We start from the raw sequence: 17,130 nt of genomic DNA, 5'->3' as shown, positions 1-17,130 counted from the left end.
GCTAGACCTGCGATGGATCCATGCCGGCCATTTCCAGCACGATGGCCCATTCTTCCGGCTTTACTGGCTGCACTGACAAACGCATGCTAGTTACAAGTGCCATGTCTTGCAGGCGCTCTTCAGCTTTCACCTGTGCCAGAGTAACTGTCTGCGGCAGGCCTTTAACAGCTTTAATATCTACACATTCCCAACGTGGGTCATCGGTTGTGGAATCTGAGTGGGCGAGGGCGCAGACTTCTACGATACCGACAACTTCCTTGCCGATGTTGGAGTGGTAAAAGAAACCAAGATCGCCAATTTTCATGTCGCGCATGAAGTTACGGGCTTGATAGTTGCGTACGCCGTCCCACTCTTCGCCTTGTTCGCCCTTGGCTTTTTGCTGGTCCCAAGACCACTTGTTAGGTTCGGATTTGAACAGCCAGTATTGCAACTTTGCCTCCTTTAAAGCAGTTTGTTTCACGCGCATTCCTACTCGAAAGCCGGACGCACTTTTCGGGAATACTTTTAAAAAGAGCACCTGTTTGCAGCGTGAGACGGGTGCTCCCTGATTGCTATGTTGTAATACTTACAGCAAATTTAGGCTTCCGGGTTCTTAAGTACCCAGTTCCAAGGTCGGATTTCAACAGATTCAAAGAGGCCGGCAAGTGCATAAGGGTCTTCATTTGCGACAGCCATTGCTTCCTCCCTGTTTGCAGCCTCAACCAAGACCAGCGAACCTGTGGGGGATACCAGGTCATCAGACATAAAAGGTCCAGCTGCCTTCAAACGAGTACCAAGGCCGTTTAGAAATTCGAGGTGGCTCTGCCGGTTCTCTTGCCGAATGCCTTCAGAATGAGCCTTATCAGTGCAGATGAGTGCGTACAGCATGTTGGATACTCCAGTCGCAGGTTTTTAGCCTAACCATTTGATTTTTTGATAGATAATCAGGCAGTTATTACTTTAAAGGGTTTCTACTAGGGGTGGTTCTCTCGTTTCAGGGGGCGAGTCATTAAGCCGCTCAAGGCCTGTGCGACGTCGATTTTACCTGTCAGGATTTGTGAAACCGCCTCGGCAATCGGCATGTCAACGCTGTGTTCTGCAGCCAGAGTCACAGCGATGCTGGCAGAGTGTGCGCCTTCTGCAAGCTTCTGGCCTGGTGCGAGGAGTTCTTCGGGTGTTCTGCCCTGACCGATCTTGAGACCGAATGCGAAATTGCGTGATTGGGTGGATGAGCAGCAGAGCACCAGATCGCCCAGGCCGGACAAACCAGTGAGCGTTTCACTCCTTGCATTCATCGCCATGCCGAGGCGGGTTAGCTCTGCAAAACCGCGAGCGGTCAGGGCTGCCTGTGCGCTGGCGCCAAGGCCGTAGCCGATTGCTGCACCACATGCGATTGCAAGAACGTTCTTAAGTGCCCCACCGATCTGGACGCCTGTTAAGTCGTCGGTTGCATATGGTCGAAAGCTCTCGGAAGCGAGGGCGAAAGAAAGCTGGTCCGCAACAGCACCGTCCTCAGCGGCGATGGTGACCGCTGTTGGCAACCCTTTGGCAACATCATGCCCGAAACTTGGACCGGAAAGTGCTGCCGGAGTAGCGTTGTTTGTTACTGACTTGATGACCTCTGAAAGCAAGCTGCCAGTTGATTGCTCAATACCCTTGGCGCAGAGAACAACGGGCGTATTTGCAGGGAGGAAGGTTTTGATTTCCTCCATCATCACACGGGTCGTTTGCGCTGGTGTGACGAGCAGGATTGCATCTGCGCTGCTGACTGCCAGCTCTAAAGAAGACGTGGCAGAAATTTGCTCGGTCCACTCGATTCCAGGCAAATACTTTGGGTTGGTCTTGGATGTATTTATGGCGTTGATGGTCTCTGCATCACGCGCCCAGATCATCACCTCACGGCCAGCTCTTGCTGCTGCCAGCGCCAGTGCGGTTCCCCAGGATCCTCCGCCCAGTACAGCAATCTTGTTTAGAGCAGTGACCATATTATTTTCCTTATTGCGTGATGTTCAGTCGTTCGCAAAGCATTTGCAATGGGAGATCGAACCCGCCATGCATTGTTAGCTTGGACTTAGTTTCGTTATCTGCCAAATCAACCCAGAAGAAGCGAAACAGGATAGGATCTCCACCGTCATTTGGGCTCATTTCGTAATGATCCCAAGTCTGCTTTGCTTTTTTCTGAATTTTGAGATGAAAAAATTTGCGGCGGTGTAGCTCCGGACCTGAAGTGAGAGCATCGTCATATAGGAAATCATGGCCTATGAACTGTTCAAGAGCGCCGGAAACACTGAGGCCGGTTTCTTCTTCAAACTCGCGTTTGGCAGCTTGCAGATAGCTTTCGCCCGGATCCAGTGTTCCACCTGGCACCTGCAATGTGCCTGCGATGTCGGTTTCCGGTTCGTCAAAAACGAGAAGATGTGTGCCGCAGGTCATATAAACGTAGGCTTTGTGCCGAGGCTGCAATGTCATTTCCACCATGAATCAATCAAATCAATGTTGTTTGAATTTGGCAGATGTTATTTGCAGGAGTTTGTTGCAAGCAAGGCATTATAGCAGTTTGCACATAAATAGCGGCATGACACGCGCTTTAGCACCGCATGGCTTTACCTGCAGTGTGGAACTGAATGCCCCGAAAGTTCGGGTGTGAGCAAGGCGAGCAGGCAGTGCCTGCGCATTGTGAGTAAATTAGTTTCTTCGGCATTGGCTGCTCGCCTTGCCCGGGCGTTTTTGTATGAAACAAGGTCTCCTCCGAAAGGCACTGGGAGCAGGCACTGTCAACGATGCACACACTTGCCAGAGGAAAATGCGATAGTCGATGATAGCTAAACGCCTGCCAGTGTAGACGCCCTTCGGGTGACCAGCTTCCGCTTGGTCCCTGCACTAAAGACTTTCAAGGGGTGTTTCAACGAACCCGCCGGATGATGCGTTACTTCACCCGGTAGCCCCGCCCAGCCCACGCCGCACTGATGGGCGGTCCATCAGCTGCCCGAATACGTGAGCACAGGATTTAGAATAGGGCAGTGGTTGGCCGGGGGGATAAGTTATTTTAATGTGCAAAATCTGAAATTGCTTCTGGCCCTGGAATAGCCTAGCTTAAACAACTTAATAGAGGAAGGTAGGAACATGGATAGGCGTGACCGGTAATTCGGGTTCCTGAACCGATAATTTCTTCATTTCACCTTAAGGATTTTTATGCCCAGATTATCAGGCAAAACTTGCCTTGTGACCGGTGCTGCGCGCGGCATTGGAGAGGCAATCTCCCGTATGTTTGTAGCTGAAGGCGCAAACGTTATTCTCACCGATATTGATGTTGCAGCAGGTCGTGAAACAGCCCGTGCACTTGACATGCCATTTTTTCAGCTTGATGTATCTAGTGAGGCTGACTGGCAGGCGATTGCCAGAGAGGTTTTAGAGCTCGACGTGCTCGTGAATAATGCAGGTATTACAGGTTTTGAAGGTGAGATGCGTGCGCATGATCCTGAAAAAGCTGCGCTTTCTGACTGGCGGGCGGTTCATGCTGTGAACCTTGATGGTGTGTTTCTTGGTTGTCGCTACGCAATTGGCGCAATGCGTGTGAAACAAGTCGGGTCTATTATCAATATTTCGTCACGGTCCGGAATGGTGGGCATCCCTGCTGCTGCTGCTTATGCATCCTCGAAGGCAGCTGTGCGTAATCATACGAAAACAGTCGCTCTGTACTGTGCTGAACAGGGGTGGAATATTCGTTGCAACTCAATCCAACCTGCCGCGATTATGACCCCGATTTGGGAGCCAATGTTTGGTGATGGGCCGGACAGAAAAGAGCGGATAGCAGCGTTGGTTGCGGATACCCCGATGAAACGATTTGGGCAGCCTGAAGAGATTGCCGCGCTGGCCGTGTTGCTTGCCTCAGATGAGGCTACTTATATGACTGGGGCTGAGCTGACTATTGATGGAGGACTTCTGGCGGGATCAGCAGCCAGCGCCAAACGGTAACAGTTGAAGCTGTTCGCGGTTGCAGGGAAACAGCAGAACTGCTTTTACCTGCGGCTTTGCAGCTTGCAACATGCCTCGGTTTCAGGAAGGCTGGGTTGATTAAACCTTCGCGCCTTTTTTGCCAAAGCCAACGACGCTTTCGGAGATTTTGTCCAGTGGCCAGCGGGGGCGAGGGGACACATGCATGTCGTCTCCCTTGCCGCTTTTCTCCAGAATTTCCGGGTTTTCTGCTGCTAGTTTCTTCAAGCGTTCTGCACCTGCCCACGCAATCATAGCTGCGTTGTCGGTACATAGTTTGTGTGGCGGCGCGATCAGCTCCGCATCATGTTCGGCTGCGACTGCGGTGAGGCGGGTCCGAATTGCCTCATTGGCTGCAACGCCGCCCGCAATAACCATCTTTGGAGGGGTGCCGGGATAACGTTCCTTGAAAAGATCAAAGGCCCTGGCGCTGCGCTGTCCAACGACATCTGCAACAGCTTCCTGGAACGAGGCGCACAGATTGTTGACGACCTGCTCACTCACCGGCTCTTCTTTCAGCGCTGCTGTGCGGACCGCTGTCTTTAACCCAGCAAATGACATGTCCAGACCGGGGCGATCAAGAAGTGGGCGTGGCAGCTTGAATTGGGTTGGATCACCAAGTTTTGCAGCTTTTTCTACAGCCGGACCACCGGGATAAGGCAGGCCGAGCAGTTTGGCTGTTTTGTCAAACGCTTCACCAATCGCGTCATCAATGGTTGTGCCCAATCTTTCGTATTCCCCAAGAGCTTTTACGAGGAGATACTGGGTGTGACCACCTGAGACGAGGAGCAGCAGGAATGGGAATTCAACCTGATCCGTCATACGAGCGGTGAGAGCGTGGCCTTCCAAATGATTCACTGCAATCAATGGCTTATTGATAGCCATGGAAATAGATTTCGCGGTCATCAAGCCAACAATTACGCCGCCGATAAGGCCGGGGCCAGCAGTTGCTGCAACCGCTGAAAGGTTGGACCAACTCATATTTGCTGACTTCATCGCTTGTTCTACGATCCCATCTAGCAACTGAATATGGGCGCGCGCTGCAATCTCTGGTACAACACCGCCGAAGGGTGTGTGTTCATCGATTTGTGAATGCACCACGTTGGACAAAATTTCGCAGTTGCCATCTTGATCAATCTCAAGGACAGCGGCGGCAGTTTCGTCACAACTCGTTTCGATGCCGAGGATGGTCAGCAAGTCTGGTCTCCTTTGGCCCATGGTTTTTGTCGGTCTTCTATCCATAATGGGCAGTTGATTTCGCGGGCCTATGATTTTATGTCGCTCATTTAACATGAGCCCCTAGCATTGGGAATGTGATCCTTGCAAACAAAACCTATAAGAATTGGTACACGTGGTAGCGCTCTGGCCCTTGCCCAGGCGCATGAAACACGCGCTCGTCTCGCGAAGGCACACGGTCTGACTGATGATGACTTCGAGATTGTTGTTATAAAAACAACTGGAGACCAAATTCAAGATAGGCCTCTTTCCGAAGCAGGCGGTAAAGGCTTGTTCACAAAGGAAATTGAGGAAGCTTTGCTGGATAAGTCTATTGATCTGGCTGTGCACTCTTCCAAGGATATGCCAACAGTTTTGCCCGATGGCCTGGGCATGACTGCTTACCTTCCTCGAGAAGATGTGCGTGATGCATTTATTTCTCCGAGTGTGGAAAAACTCACGGATCTTCCACAGGGGGCTGTGGTTGGATCTTCCAGTTTGCGTCGTCAGGCACAGATTAAGCGCTTGCGCCCTGATCTGGATGTTGTGATGTACCGCGGCAATTTGCAGACTCGCCTGCGCAAACTAGATGAAGGTGTGGTTGATGCAACTTTCCTTGCCTACGCTGGCTTGCGTCGTTTGGGGCAGGGGGATCTTGTGACCTCGTTGATGGATGTGGAGCACTTTCTTCCAGCTGTCGGGCAGGGCGCGATTGGTATTGAGGCGCGTCTTGGTGATGAAGAGACTGCGCGCATTCTTGCGCCGATCCATCATGCAGAGACCGAGAGCCGCCTTTTGTTGGAGCGCGCTTATCTGGCTGAGATGGATGGTTCCTGCCGGACACCAATTGCTGGTCTTTCCCATGTTGAGGGCGATCGCATTCGCTTCCGTGGTGAAGTTATCAAGCCGGACGGAAGCCAGACCCACACTATTGAAGGTGAAGGGTTGGTGAGCGATGCGGAAGAACTTGGCCGTGAGCTTGGAAAAGAGCTTAAAGCGAAATCTGGACCGAACTTTCTGGAGCTTTGATGAAAATACTCGTGACCCGTCCTCAACCGGAAGCCGATAAAACTGCGCGGCGACTGGTTGCTATGGGACACGAGGTTGTCATTGAGCCGATGCTGCACTTCCAGCCGCTTTCCCTTTGTGGTGGTGTGGCTGGAGACGCAAAAGCGATTGCAGTTACGAGTGCGAAAGCAATTGAAGCGCTTGTTTTCAATGATTTGGTCAGCTCGCTACAACAGCTCCCTGTCTTTTGTGTCGGGGACGCGACTGCGAAAGCTGCTGAGTTTGCTGGCTTTCATAGGGTTATGAGGGCGCATGGAGATGTTGACTCTCTTGCGAAGCTGATTGTTGAAAGTCACTTGAAAGGTCCCTTCTTTTATCCAGCTGCCGTTGATCGTAGTGGAGACCTTGCCGGACGGTTAATGCAGCAGGGCGTCGCATGCCGAATGGTTGAAACCTACCAAATGGTTGCTGCTGCAAAGCTTTCTCAGATCACCCGAGATCAGCTCCAGGCCGGGGGGGTTGATTGTGCGTTGTTTTACTCAGCGCGCACAGTTCAAGCTTTTCTCAATGTTTCAAATCTTGAAAAAACCATAGTGTTTCTTAACTCTATGAAAGCATTATGTGTTTCTAAGCGAGTTGCAGAACATGCTGCATCGTTTGGCGAGGTGCTTGTAGCCAAAACGCCTAGCGAGGAGAGTTTGTTTGAACTTCTCACATCTTTACAGGGCTGAGTGTGGTGATTTGGCCTTGGGTGAGAGCATACTCTGTTTAGCAAGGTGCTAATTCTCCCTGATAGCAACTTGCTTCCAGGGTGTTTATGTTGATTGCTGGGCCTATTGGTGAGGTTCTTAGTGATTGCATACGTATTAAAATTGGCGCGGCTGGAATCCGCTTGAAACGCGCCGTTGTAGGAGGTTTTGATGGCTGCTGAAGACAAAAAAGGTGGGACATCCGCCGGAGCAGGCTCGGGTGGTGGAACACCTTCTCGGAAATCTCCGCTTTCTGGCGGGTCCCGAAAGCCTGTGACAATTGATTTATCCGCGAAAGATGTGTCCAAAACTGAGACTGCTGCATCAAAAGTGAAGCGTGCCGCCAAACAGCCAGCAGGAAAAGCAACCGCTTCTCGCACCAGTGCTGTGCCATCTTCCGGCAAGCGGCAATCAACTTCCGCAGCTAGTGCTCAATCAACTACAGATGCAAAGGCTGCAGCTGACGTCAAGACCGCTGCCGCGTCGGCGCGCCCATCTGCTGATACTAAAACGGCTGCTCAGACCAGTGCAACAGGCCAATCCACAGCTGATAAAACCACAGCTGCTAGCGCCAAGGGCTCTGGGAACGGTCAGGCTGACAAGGCTGGGCCTAAAGGAACTGGAGCGCCACCACCACCGCCGCCATCTGGTAAGGGCAGCGGTACTCCCCCTGACGAGCCTGCGCGTCCACCTAAGCCAGGTGCTGGTTTTGGTGCGATGCTTGCTGCCGGTGTTATTGGTGCGCTGATTGTTGGTGGAGCAGGTTTGGGCCTTCATCGGGTCGGTATGTTGCAGATGGTGAGTGCGGGTTCTGTACAAAATACCAGCGAGATTGAAGCGCTGCTGGAAAGCTCTAAGCGGCAATACTCTCAGCTACAGCAGGAAATTACTGCGCTCAAAGATCGTGCTGCTGACAGTTATGCTGCAAAAGAGACTATTCAGAACCTGACAACTCAGCTGGACGTCGTTCAGAAAGAAACCAGCGCAAAGCTCAAGGATGCGATCTCTGGTGTAACAAACCGTGTGCAACAGGAAGCTACGACGCTGGGTGCGGAGATCAAACAGCTTAATGACTTTATTGCAAGTGGTACGGCCGGTGATGGTGCGGCACTTGCAAGTTTAAAGAGGACGCAAGATCAACTTGCCAAACAGGTTGCGACGCTGTCGTCCTCTTCTCAAAAGAATGTTGAACAGGTTTTGAGCGCAATACAAAGCAATCTTGCCGTTTTACAGAACCAGTTTCAGGCCATGAAAGAAGCGCCGGTCCAGCTTAAAGATTTTGGTGATCAACTGGCACTTGTGAGCACCAAGGTTGATGAGACGGCTGCCCAGATTGGGAAGCTCGCGGCTGAGCAGCAAACTTTGGAAGGCAAGGTTGACGTTCTTGTTCAAAGAGATGCTGAAGCCAATAAGCTGCTAAACGATCGCGTGGACGGCTTAGCGAAAGCTCTGGGTTCAGCAAGTGCGCAGGAACGTGCTGCACGGGCGATCGCGATCGCTTCTCTTCGCAATGCTGTAGATTCTGGTGAGAGTTACGAAGCTGAATTGGCCGCTGTGGAGACAGTGCTTCCAAGTGATGCGCGAGAGCTGGCTTCATTGAAGGCAGGTGCGGCTAACGGTATTCCGTCTTCGGCTGAGTTGATTGCCGGCTTTGCTAAGGTTGCTCGCGATATGAGTGCAGTTTCGCTGACAAGCGAAAACGACGATGTTGTCGACCGCTTGTTCTCCAGTGCCAAGTCTCTCGTTTCAATTCGTAAACCGAGTGATAGCGAGGGCACCAGCTCCAACGAACTGTTGGGCACGATGGAGTCCCGCGTAGCAGCGGGCGATCTTTCGGGTGCAATGAAAGCCTATGATGCGTTGCCTGAGCCTATGAAAAAGGCTGGTGCAGCGTGGGCTGTACAGGTGAAAGCTCGTTTAGCTGCTGATGAATTGGTGAAGAAAATCACCGCGCAAGTTTTGAAGTCGCTTGTTTCTGAAAACAAGTAGTATCGGAAAGGAGCGAAGGACATGGTCCGCGTTCTCATCTTTTTCGCGTTTATATTCGCGCTGGCTCTTGGCGGTGCCTGGATGGCAGATCGTCCAGGAGTTGTTACGCTTGAATGGCAAGGATACGTAATTCAGGCAAGCTTGCTGACGACCGTTGTGGCGTTCGGTCTTTCGATTGTTGCGTCAATTGCAATTTGGGGGTTTGGGCGACTGCTCTGGAAATCTCCAACACTGGCTTCCCGTTTCATGCAACGCCGCCGCAAAGACAAGGGCTATGACGCGCTTTCGCAGGGCTTGTTGGCACTTGGGGCTGGCGACACGCTGCATGCGCGTAAGTTTGGCCTTAAGGCCGAGAAACTGCTGGATGGCGGAGAGCCTGCTGCTTTGCTGCTTTTGGCGCAAACTGCGCAGCTGGACGGGGACCATAGTGACAGCCGTTTGCGTTTTGAACAAATGCTGGAAGACAGCCGTTCAATGGCTGTGGGCCTGCATGGCCTCTACATTGAAGCTGAACGTGAAAATGAGCCTGCTGCCGCCCGTCACTTTGCGGAGGAAGCTTTTAATCTGGTGCCTGGACTACGTTGGGCCGGTAATGCGGTGCTTGGGTATCAAGCTGTTTCTGGCGACTGGGAAGAAGCTATCGCTACGCTTGAGCGCAATTATGCTGCTCGCATGTTGGACAAGAAAACTCTGCGCCGCCAAAAAGCTGTCCTGTTAACAGCTCGTGCACTTGAGCTGGAAGACGAAAACCCAGATCGCGCCAGGACACTTGCAGTAGAGGCGCATGGCCTGGCGCCTTCGCTTGTGCCTGCCGCAATTGTTGCTGCTCGTCTGCGTATCCGTGCTGGTGACATTCGCAAGGCAACTAAGATCATTGAAGCGACGTGGAAGCTTAACCCACACCCAGATCTAGCAGAAGCCTATGCGCATGTGCGTCCGGGTGACTCTGTGACGGACCGTTTGAGCCGTGCACGCACATTGGCAAGTATGCGGGCTTATTCTTCTGAGGGGGCAATTGCAATTGCCGTTGCTGCCATTGAGGCCAAGAAGTTTGATGAAGCGCGTGAACAGCTGAAACGGGTGTTACGCTCCGAGCCAACGCAGCGCGCATTTTTGCTGATGGCTGACCTTGAAGAGCGTGAACACGGTGATCAAGGGCGCATTCGTGAGTGGCTGGCCCGTGCTGTGCGAGCTCCTCAGGATAAGGTGTGGGTTGCAGATGGTGTGGTTTCTGCAAACTGGGCTCCTGTTTCCCCAAGGACGGGGCGAGTAGACGCTTATGAATGGGCAGCGCCTGAAAGTGTTAGTGACTTGGAACAGTCAATTGAAGTGATTGACGAGAAGTTGTTTGAGCCACCTGAACTTGCTGCGCCGGTTGTTGTGCTTAATGAAGCTGTTGATGCAGACATTGTTATGGCGAAGGCAAGCGAGAGCGAAAAGTCTGAATCAAGCAAGGATCAAACAGCTGCTGATGACAAGCAGGAGGAGCCCCAAAAGGTGCCAGTTGAGCCGCATAAAGCTGAGGAGGCTGTGAAGCCATCCGGGCCTCCGGCAACTGTGGTTCCCGTCGAAGCTTCAAGCTGGGCGCCAACCAAGGCCGAGCAGAAGGGGGAGGCGGGCACGACCAGTACTTCTCAACCTGCCGCAGGCGCATCGGATGAAAAGGACGCCGACGCGAAGGATGAATCGATGGTTGAATTTCCACTCTCCCATCTTCCTGATGATCCGGGGCCTGACCCTGATGACGATGACCCCAAGGCTCCTACGGCCACAAGCTTTAAGTTCTTTCGCTAGTCGTATTTCGTTGGAAGCTAAGGAGTTTTTCTTAGCTTCCAAGTAGATGTCGATAGGTGGTGGATGCGTCCTTCACTTTTGCAAATCAGGCTTGCATCTTATTAATAGCTTGGTTATCAAGCTTCCACTTTCCAGATGCGTTCATCGCGTCATTTGGAATGCCGCTGTAGCTCAGATGGTAGAGCACGTCATTCGTAATGATGGGGTCGTAGGTTCGAGTCCTATCAGCGGCACCACTGATTCCCCATTACTTCATAATGCTGCAAAAACTTGTTAGCTTGGGTTTCTTAATCGCTTGCAAGTCGAGATTTGGACCGTGTTCTGTGGGCTGCTTTGTTGAACCTTGGAGCACTCAGATTCCATTAACAGATATGAGGCGATCGCGGATTGTAGTGGAGCGGTAGGCTGATGGCATGGAGCACCAGAAATGATTGTCGATCATTTAAAAGAGTTGCGCACCTGGTTGTTTGAGGGTGCTTTGCCGCTTTGGCTGAAGGTGGGCGAAGATTCTGAGAACGGTGGATTTTCTGAAACAGTCACTCTGGATTGTCTTGGAAGTGCGGATCTTAGGCGTGGCCGTGTCAATCCACGTATGGTGTTTGTGTATTGTGAGGCCGGGCGCCTAGGTTGGGATGGCCCATGGATGGACGTAGCTTTAAGAACGCAAGCCTATATCGAGCGGGTCTTTGGCACGTCTCAGGGCTATATCGGCGCACTTGCTTCCCCTGCCGGTGAACTGGTTGATGCTTCTTTTGGTCTTTACAATCAGGCATTTGCGCTGCTTGCTCTTTACAATATTGCTGATGTGAACAGTGACATGCGTTCGCAGGCCTGTACAAAAGCTGCTGCTTTACTGGATGTGTTAAACAGTCGCTTTAAGCACCCAATTGCGGGTTTTCAGGAGGCTGAACCACCTCGTGCCCCACTTCGGGCCAACCCGCATATGCACCTGTTTGAGATGTGTCTTGACTGGGAATCCTCTGAAAACCTAAGTGCCGAACAAAAAGCTGTCTGGGTAGCTCTGGCAGATGAGCTGGGTGATCTGTGTCTGACGCATTTGATTTGCTCCAAGACAGGTGGCCTTCGGGAGTTCTTTGCGTTGGACTGGACGCCAGCGCTGGGTGCTGCGGGCAAAGAGCTTGAGCCAGGACATCACATGGAGTGGGCCTGGTTGCTTTTGCGCTGGAGTAAGCTGCGCGGTGATGAACGGGCAAAAGCTGCTGCTATGCGGCTTTTTGAGATTGCTGAAACTCATGGTGTGGACCGTGAGCGTGGTGTCATCATGATGGGCATTAATGATGATTTCTCTCCACGTGATACTATGGCCCGTTTGTGGTGTCAGGCAGAGTGGCTGAAGGCTTCTATTGCGATGCTTGAATGTACCCCTGAAGAGGAATGGCCGCGTTACCAAGCGTCTCTGTCAGACGCGTTGGGTGCTCTTGAAATGTTCCTAAAGGATGTTCCTTTTGGGCTTTGGAAAGATAAGTGCTTAGAGGACGGCAGCTTTGTAAATGAAGCAGCGCCTGCAAGCTCGCTTTATCATATTGTCTCCGCTATCTCTGAACTTGACCGCTTCTTAAAAACGGAAGTCGGGCAGAAAATGGCTGCATTTGAGTTGATTAAATAGCTTTTCCAAGAGAATAGAGCTGGAGACTACTAGTGGTTAAATGGGGTGTTCTATCAACTGCACGGATTGGCCGTAAAAAAGTTATTCCTGCCCTTCAGAAGGCACGTGGTGTTGATGTTGTGGCTATTGCTTCTCGTGACGAAGAGAACGCGAAAAAGGTTGCAACGGAACTTGGAATTCCTAAGGCCTATGGTTCTTATGAAGCATTGCTTGCTGATCCTGATATCGAGGTGATTTACAACCCGCTCCCAAACCACATGCACGTGCCGATGACCATTGCCGCGGCGAAAGCTGGTAAGCATGTGCTTTGTGAAAAGCCTATCGGGCTTGATTCAACTGAGGCTCGCCAGCTGCTGGAGATCCCCGATGATCGTTTTGTCATGGAAGCTTTTATGGTTCGCGCTCACCCTCAATGGCAACGAGCTTTGGAAATTGCGGAATCGGGCGAACTTGGCAAGCTACAGTCTATTCAAGCGTTTTTTGGCTACGACAATCAGGACCCACTGAATATTCGCAATAGGGCTGAGTTTGGTGGTGGCGGTCTGATGGATATCGGTTGCTACCCAATCGTGGCCTCGCGTTACTTCTTTAATGCTGAGCCTTCGCGGGTTGTGAGCCTTGTTGATCGTGATAGGAACTTTGGCACAGACCGTTTGAGCAGTGTGATGATGGACTTTGGTGAGGGACGGCAGGCGCAGTTTACAGTCTCTACGCAGTCAGTTGCTTATCAACGTATCAACCTTGTGGGTACTGCAAAACGGCTGGAAATTCTCATTCCGTTTAATGCGCCAGCGGGCGAAGAGACAATCCTGCGTCTCGATTGTGGAAGCGTGCCGGGTGATGGTGCACTCGAAGTGGAGCGTATTCCGGCCTGTGATCAATATACCTTGCAGGGTGAGCTTTTCTCGCGTGTGGTCAAAGGCCAAGAGGATTTGCCATACGGGATTGCTGATGCGATCCAAAATATGGAAATTTTGGACGCGATTGTGCGCTCTGAACGAAATAACAGCTGGGAGAGCGTTGCGCCTCTCAGCTGATCATATGTGTTGCGTTAGACTTTGACGCCGTCGATGGAATACAGGTTGTCACGATTGAGTGTATTTAGGTCGCGACGGCCACATAGGGCCATGGTGGTATCCAGTTCCTTTTGAATAATCTCCAGCGCCTGAGTGACGCCTTTTTTACCACCAGCGCCCAATCCATACAGGAAGGGCCGGCCAATATAGGTGCCCTTAGCGCCAAGGCATATGGCTTTAAGCACATCCTGTCCGGAGCGAATGCCGCCGTCGATGTGGATCTCCACCTTATCACCCACCGCATCTACGATTTCTGGCAGAATCTCGATTGAAGAGGGAGCCCCGTCCAGCTGACGGCCGCCGTGGTTGGAGACGATAATTGCGTCGCAGCCAGATTCAGCGGCACAGTGAGCATCCTCCTTGTCTAAAATACCTTTCAGGATGAGCGGTCCGCCCCACTTCTTCTTGATCCACTCGATGTCATCCCAACTTAAGCGAGGATCAAACTGCTCGGCTGTCCAGGAGGAGAGAGAGGACAGGTCTTCAACGTCTTTTGCATGGCCGACGATATTGCCGAAGCTGTGATTTTTTGTAGTGAGCATTTTCATGCACCACGCGGGACGCGTTGCCATTTGCCAGATGTGTTTAGGGGTGAACTTGGGTGGGGTGGACAACCCGTTGCGCAAATCTTTATGGCGTTGGCCTAAAATCTGAAGATCGAATGTGAGTACCAATGCAGAGCAGCCTGCATTCTTTGCGCGGTCTATCAATGCGTTGATGAAGTCGCGATCCTTCATCACATAAAGCTGGAACCAAAATGGCTTTTGGGTCTTTGCTGCAACCGCCTCTAGAGAGCAAATGCTCATGGTTGAAAGAGTGAAGGGCACTCCGAACTCTTCCGCCGCCTGTGCTGCAAGGATCTCGCCGTCTGCATGTTGCATTCCGGTGAGGCCGGTGGGTGCCAGTGCGACAGGCATGGATACGTCTTGCCCGATCATCTTGGTGGCAAGGCTGCGGTTGGTCATGTCGACAGCAACGCGTTGCCGGAGCTTTATCTTGCCGAAGTCAGTTTCGTTCGCCTGATACGTGCTTTCCGTCCATGAACCAGAATCGGCGTAGTCAAAGAACATTTTTGGTACGCGTTTGCGTGCAAGTTCTTTCAGGTCTTTAATTTCTAGAATTGGTGCCATCTACGAGCCTCCCCCCGAAACACTAGTTTCTATCTATAGAGGGATTGCACGTCCGAGTGATATGTCAACAAAACAAGCCTTAGACTTGCGTCTACCAGAGCGGTCATCAGTGCTCGAGTTGCCAAATAATCTGGCTGTGGCGCCCAGCTAAACCAAGTAACTGAATTCCGGCTCTCGCCTAAATACCTAGGCTAAATCTGGGGCACGATCTGCTGCGCTTTATTCGTTATTCCAAAAGGAACAAAGGTTTTGTGATTTTACTATCTTGAAATGGGGGCGGGCAATGAAGGTGGTAGGTGCAGTTCTGGATTGGCTTCGTCCTTCGCAGCATATTCTTCAAAAAGTGCTTGGAGTGATTATTTACATTACCGTTTTAGGCCCCGCAGCTGCTGCCCCCATTGAGCGGATCAGTGTCAATGAAGCTGGAGAAGAGGCCAATGGCGAGAGTGCGTTTGCGGTTGCCTCCCGTGATGGTCGCTATGTTGTGTTTGTCTCGAATGCCACAAATCTTGTTGAAGGAGATGTAAATGGCCATCCCGATGTTTTCCTGAAAGACCGCGAAACTGGAGAGGTCGAACTCATAAGTGTTGCCAGTGATAACACTCAGGGAAATGACTGGAGTGGCCATAGCTTTGCAGGTTCTTTTAGAAGAATGGACATAACTCCCGATGGCCGGTTTGTGGTTTTTGAATCTGGAGCATCAAACCTGGTACCTGGTGACAATGCAGATAGTTTATCAGGTGTTTACCTGCGTGACCGCGAGACAGAACAAACAGAACTTATTAGCTTTACAGCGGATGGAGATCCTTCTCCGGCCTTTTCCAATGATGTTGTTGGGATAAGCGATGACGGCCGGTATGTCGTCTACCTGACTGCGGATAGTTCCTACGATACTGGAGACGATGTTACTTTCATTGATGCGGTGATGAGAGACCGGCAAGAGGGAACCTCAGAGCTTGTAAATTTGAACAGCGCGGGGGAGCAATCGGCTCCCGGAGGCGACACCAACGTAAATAATATCGTGAATCTGGATATATCCGGAGATGGACGCTACGTCGTTTTTGATACTCGTGCGCCAAACTTGGTGCTTGATGATACGAATGACGCCAGAGATATCTTCTTACGAGATACTTTAAGTGCAACCACCATCCGGGTGAGTGTTGCGCATGATGACTCTGAGGCTAACGGCCCGAGCCACCTTGGATCGATTGGAGCTGATGGACGGTATGTGGTCTTTACCTCCAGTGCAACTAATCTGGTACCTGATGCAGAGGAAGGGGAGATCGGTCTTTATGTTCGTGACCTGGTTGCCCAAACGACAGAACGAATATTGCTTGATCCAGAGGAGCTCATAGATGGAGAGCTGGATACAGCCTCCCTAAGTTATGGGAAAAACATATCGCAGGATGGGCGCTTTATTATGTTTGATTCTGACTCCGACGCCCTTGTGGACGAGGACGAGAATGAAGAGCGGGACGTATACCGGCACGAACGAGCTACCGGAGAGACACGGCTTTTGAGCCGGGGGCTATTGGGAGGTGCAGGGAGCGAGCAATCAGAGGATACCTCAATCAGTGAGGATGGCAGAGTTGTGGTTTTTGCCAGTGCGGCAGACAATCTAGTCCCAGACGACAGTAATAACCTGCCTGACGTTTTTGCAACTGGCGACATTCTTCCGTCTGCTCACCCATATGAATATGCAGCCAAGATTGTTTGCGGCGATCAGGCGGATGCGGAAAACTTGCAGCTAACCCAAGGCCGTTATGCAACCACTGTGAATGTTCATAATCCTAAGCCCGCAGAGGTCGCTTTCTCTAAGAAACTAGCGCTTTCAATTCCGCCTGGAAGGCAAGAGCCAGGCGCGATTATGCCAATTGATGTTCATGAACTTGAATATGATCAGGCGTTGGCCGTGGATTGCGATGATTTGCGTTTGCGGCTCTTCTCACAGGGGTTCCCTGAGGATTTCATTGAAGGCTTTCTTGTGTTTGAAAGTCAGGGGCCGCTGGATGTGATCGCGGTTTATACTTCTGCGCAAATGGACCCTGAAGCACCTGAACGTGTTTTACAAAGCAGTATCGATATTGAACAGGTCGCTGAACGGCAACGTAGCGCTGACCTTATGGTTACGAAAACGGCTTTTGTGGCACCTTTTGCTGAAGTGTCGGATCAGGCGACCTTTTATATTGCGCTTTACACGATCGGGATCAGTAATACAGGACCTGATACGGCGAGTGGTGTCATATTGCGTGATGAGCTGTTGCTTGACGTTACAAATGCTTTGGGGGCATCAGCAATAGCATTTGATGCGATAGATCTGCCGCCAGGAGCTTCTCTCACAAACTCTGAAATTGTGTCGCCTTCCTTGTCCACTTTTGAAGTTGAAGTTGGTGAGCTTGCGCCTGGTGCTACTAAAACAGTTAACTTTGGAGCGCTGCTGCTCGTCTTCGAGATAAATAATCTTGAACCGAATGCGGCTTTGCGTGACATCGCAAATGTGAGCAGCCTCGCCCAAGACGCCAATCCCGGCAATAACACCAGCGTTATCGAGACGGTCGTCGTGCCTTAAA

Annotated in this window: 14 protein-coding genes and 1 tRNA gene; 9 read left to right on the top strand and 6 right to left on the bottom strand. The window is 51.5% G+C overall.

Annotated elements, in window-relative coordinates; all coding sequences use genetic code 11:
• Position 1: 1 nt before the first annotated feature.
• From BMZ51_RS16375 to BMZ51_RS16360, 4 genes are all read right to left on the bottom strand, one after another.
• Complete coding sequence (locus BMZ51_RS16375; RefSeq protein WP_068004177.1) at positions 2-430, bottom strand: EVE domain-containing protein; 429 nt, start codon at positions 428-430, stop codon at positions 2-4.
• A gap of 146 nt (positions 431-576) precedes the next feature.
• Positions 577-867, bottom strand: a complete 291-nt coding sequence (locus BMZ51_RS16370) for a YciI family protein (RefSeq protein ID WP_068003620.1) — start codon at positions 865-867, stop codon at positions 577-579.
• An 86-nt stretch (positions 868-953) separates the two neighbouring features.
• On the bottom strand, positions 954-1,964 hold the full coding sequence (locus tag BMZ51_RS16365; protein WP_068003623.1) for an NAD(P)H-dependent glycerol-3-phosphate dehydrogenase: 1,011 nt from the start codon (positions 1,962-1,964) through the stop codon (positions 954-956).
• Between the two features lie 10 nt (positions 1,965-1,974).
• Positions 1,975-2,448, bottom strand: coding sequence for an NUDIX hydrolase (locus BMZ51_RS16360; RefSeq protein ID WP_208979529.1), 474 nt, complete (start codon positions 2,446-2,448; stop codon positions 1,975-1,977).
• A gap of 723 nt (positions 2,449-3,171) precedes the next feature.
• Here BMZ51_RS16360 and BMZ51_RS16355 point away from each other — a divergent pair.
• Positions 3,172-3,954, top strand: a complete 783-nt coding sequence (locus BMZ51_RS16355) for an SDR family oxidoreductase (protein WP_068003626.1) — start codon at positions 3,172-3,174, stop codon at positions 3,952-3,954.
• 99 nt (positions 3,955-4,053) lie between these two features.
• Here the strand turns inward: BMZ51_RS16355 and tsaD are convergent, their stop codons facing one another.
• Positions 4,054-5,166 carry a tRNA (adenosine(37)-N6)-threonylcarbamoyltransferase complex transferase subunit TsaD gene (tsaD, locus tag BMZ51_RS16350; RefSeq protein ID WP_068004181.1) on the bottom strand — a complete coding sequence of 371 codons (1,113 nt, stop codon included), beginning with the start codon at positions 5,164-5,166 and terminating at the stop codon, positions 4,054-4,056.
• 126 nt (positions 5,167-5,292) lie between these two features.
• On the opposite strand from tsaD, the gene hemC reads away from it, so the two are divergent.
• From hemC to BMZ51_RS16315, 7 genes are all read left to right on the top strand, one after another.
• Positions 5,293-6,216 (top strand): hydroxymethylbilane synthase, encoded by a 924-nt coding sequence (hemC, locus tag BMZ51_RS16345; RefSeq protein ID WP_068003628.1) that lies wholly within the window; start codon positions 5,293-5,295, stop codon positions 6,214-6,216.
• Positions 6,216-6,926 (top strand): uroporphyrinogen-III synthase, encoded by a 711-nt coding sequence (locus BMZ51_RS16340; protein WP_068003630.1) that lies wholly within the window; start codon positions 6,216-6,218, stop codon positions 6,924-6,926. The genes hemC and BMZ51_RS16340 overlap by 1 nt, the downstream gene beginning before the upstream one ends.
• Positions 6,927-7,115: 189 nt before the next feature.
• Positions 7,116-8,933 carry a COG4223 family protein gene (locus tag BMZ51_RS16335; protein ID WP_068003632.1) on the top strand — a complete coding sequence of 606 codons (1,818 nt, stop codon included), beginning with the start codon at positions 7,116-7,118 and terminating at the stop codon, positions 8,931-8,933.
• Positions 8,934-8,954: 21 nt separating this feature from the next.
• Positions 8,955-10,727, top strand: coding sequence for a heme biosynthesis protein HemY (locus BMZ51_RS16330; protein ID WP_068003635.1), 1,773 nt, complete (start codon positions 8,955-8,957; stop codon positions 10,725-10,727).
• Positions 10,728-10,887: 160 nt separating this feature from the next.
• A tRNA-Thr gene (locus BMZ51_RS16325) sits at positions 10,888-10,963 on the top strand.
• A 191-nt stretch (positions 10,964-11,154) separates the two neighbouring features.
• Positions 11,155-12,354, top strand: a complete 1,200-nt coding sequence (locus tag BMZ51_RS16320; protein ID WP_068003638.1) for an AGE family epimerase/isomerase — start codon at positions 11,155-11,157, stop codon at positions 12,352-12,354.
• 32 nt (positions 12,355-12,386) lie between these two features.
• Positions 12,387-13,391 (top strand): Gfo/Idh/MocA family protein, encoded by a 1,005-nt coding sequence (locus BMZ51_RS16315; protein ID WP_068003641.1) that lies wholly within the window; start codon positions 12,387-12,389, stop codon positions 13,389-13,391.
• A gap of 14 nt (positions 13,392-13,405) precedes the next feature.
• Here the strand turns inward: BMZ51_RS16315 and BMZ51_RS16310 are convergent, their stop codons facing one another.
• Complete coding sequence (locus BMZ51_RS16310) at positions 13,406-14,560, bottom strand: alpha-hydroxy acid oxidase (RefSeq protein WP_068003643.1); 1,155 nt, start codon at positions 14,558-14,560, stop codon at positions 13,406-13,408.
• Between the two features lie 283 nt (positions 14,561-14,843).
• On the opposite strand from BMZ51_RS16310, the gene BMZ51_RS16305 reads away from it, so the two are divergent.
• Positions 14,844-17,129 carry a DUF11 domain-containing protein gene (locus BMZ51_RS16305; protein WP_068003648.1) on the top strand — a complete coding sequence of 762 codons (2,286 nt, stop codon included), beginning with the start codon at positions 14,844-14,846 and terminating at the stop codon, positions 17,127-17,129.
• The last annotated feature ends 1 nt before the right edge of the window (position 17,130 follow it).

The organism is Pseudovibrio axinellae, from assembly GCF_900110875.1.
GTDB classification, from domain to species: Bacteria; Pseudomonadota; Alphaproteobacteria; order Rhizobiales; family Stappiaceae; genus Pseudovibrio; species Pseudovibrio axinellae.
Note: the sequence above shows the minus strand (reverse complement) of the source record. Positions and strands in the feature narration are given on the sequence as shown.

What these genes read in the sequence shown, in the direction of transcription:
- BMZ51_RS16370 (WP_068003620.1), bottom strand. Translation starts at nt 867, where the DNA reads ATGCTGTACGCACTCATCTGCACTGATAAGGCTCATTCTGAAGGCATT.
- BMZ51_RS16365 (WP_068003623.1), bottom strand. Translation starts at nt 1,964, where the DNA reads ATGGTCACTGCTCTAAACAAGATTGCTGTACTGGGCGGAGGATCCTGG.
- BMZ51_RS16360 (WP_208979529.1), bottom strand. Translation starts at nt 2,448, where the DNA reads ATGACATTGCAGCCTCGGCACAAAGCCTACGTTTATATGACCTGCGGC.
- BMZ51_RS16355 (WP_068003626.1), top strand. Translation starts at nt 3,172, where the DNA reads ATGCCCAGATTATCAGGCAAAACTTGCCTTGTGACCGGTGCTGCGCGC.
- BMZ51_RS16340 (WP_068003630.1), top strand. Translation starts at nt 6,216, where the DNA reads ATGAAAATACTCGTGACCCGTCCTCAACCGGAAGCCGATAAAACTGCG.
- BMZ51_RS16335 (WP_068003632.1), top strand. Translation starts at nt 7,116, where the DNA reads ATGGCTGCTGAAGACAAAAAAGGTGGGACATCCGCCGGAGCAGGCTCG.
- BMZ51_RS16330 (WP_068003635.1), top strand. Translation starts at nt 8,955, where the DNA reads ATGGTCCGCGTTCTCATCTTTTTCGCGTTTATATTCGCGCTGGCTCTT.
- BMZ51_RS16320 (WP_068003638.1), top strand. Translation starts at nt 11,155, where the DNA reads ATGATTGTCGATCATTTAAAAGAGTTGCGCACCTGGTTGTTTGAGGGT.
- BMZ51_RS16310 (WP_068003643.1), bottom strand. Translation starts at nt 14,560, where the DNA reads ATGGCACCAATTCTAGAAATTAAAGACCTGAAAGAACTTGCACGCAAA.
- BMZ51_RS16305 (WP_068003648.1), top strand. Translation starts at nt 14,844, where the DNA reads ATGAAGGTGGTAGGTGCAGTTCTGGATTGGCTTCGTCCTTCGCAGCAT.